The following is a 1,280-nucleotide window of genomic DNA, read 5'->3' as shown; positions in this document are numbered from 1 at the left end:
TGACCTGAGCCCCAACTTTCATCCACCGATGAGTAGAGTCCCGGTGACATTTGAGCCCAATGGGCTCGGTGAAGCAACGGGGTGGGGCGCGGAGCCCCCGGCATAGCGCAGCGCCTCGCCCCGTTGCGGTCGGCAAGCACTGCGATCGATGAATTCGCTCGGCGTGAGATCGCCGAGCGAACTGTGTGGGCGAACGTTGTTGTAGTCGTCCTTCCATGCAGCCAGAACGGCGTGAGCCTGTGAGAGCGAGGTGAACAGCGTCTCGTTGAGCAACTCGTCGCGTAGCCGGCCGTTGAAGCTCTCGATGAAGGCGTTCTGCGTTGGCTTGCCGGGCGCAATGTAGTGCCACTCGATCCGGATCTCCTGGCACCAGCGCAGAACCGCCATACCGGTGAACTCGGTGCCGTTGTCTGAGACACACATGGCCGGACGGCCACGCCGGGCGACGATCGCCTCGAGCTCGCGCACGACACGCAAGCCGGGTAAGGAAGTGTCGGCGACCAGCGCCAGGCATTCGCGGGTAAAGTCGTCGACGACCGAGAGAATGCGGAAGCGCCGACCATCGACGAAGGCATCCGACAGAAAGTCGAGGCTCCAGCGCTGGTTCGGCCGCTGCGGGATCGTCAGCGGCGCCCGTGTGCCAAGTGCCCGTTTACGGCCGCCACGCCGGCGGACCTGCAGCCGTTCCTCGCGATACAGACGTCGAAACTTCTTGTGGTTCATGACCAGCCCCTCGCGGCGCATCAGCACGAGCAGGCGGCGATAGCCGAACCGTCGGCGGACTGCCGCCAGCTCGCGAAGGCGGGCACGCACGGCGGCATCGGCCGGCCGGCTGCTTCGATAACGGAACGAGGTGCGATCCACCCCGAGCACCGCACACGCCCGTCGCTCGCTCACCTCGAACGCACTCTGCAGGTGAGCGACGGCCTCTCGCCTGGCGGCGGGCGTCACCATTTTTTTGAAGCGACGTCCTTGAGCATGGCATTGTCGAGCATCGCTTCAGCCAAAAGCTTCTTTAGCTTCGCATTCTCGTCCTCCAGCGCCTTCAGCCGCTTGGCGTCGGACACTTCCAGGCCGCCGTACTTCGCCTTCCACTTGTAGAAGGTCGCACTGCTGATCCCATGCTTGCGGCAGACGTCAGCCGTCGCAGCCCCTGCCTCCTGCTCTCGCAAAATCCCGATGATTTGTTCTTCGGTGAACCGGCTCTTCTTCATCGTCCATCCCCCAATCCGGGTTATGGACTCTACCCATTTTTGGAGGAAATACCGGGGCTCAGGTCA

At 63.3% G+C, this 1,280-nt stretch carries 1 protein-coding gene; it reads right to left on the bottom strand.

What is annotated here, in order from left to right:
- Positions 1-18 precede the first annotated feature (18 nt).
- A protein-coding gene (locus AX729_RS24395; protein ID WP_502686916.1) for an IS3 family transposase occupies positions 19-1,214 on the bottom strand; the annotation gives its coding sequence in 2 pieces (ribosomal slippage) (positions 19-953 and positions 953-1,214; 1,197 coding nt in all).
- Between the last annotated feature and the right edge of the window lie 66 nt (positions 1,215-1,280).

The organism is Bradyrhizobium sp. CCH5-F6 (assembly GCF_001556045.1).
Taxonomy (GTDB): Bacteria; Pseudomonadota; Alphaproteobacteria; order Rhizobiales; family Xanthobacteraceae; genus Bradyrhizobium.
The sequence above is the reverse complement of the archived record's forward strand: the minus strand, read 5'-3'. Positions and strand labels throughout refer to the sequence as shown.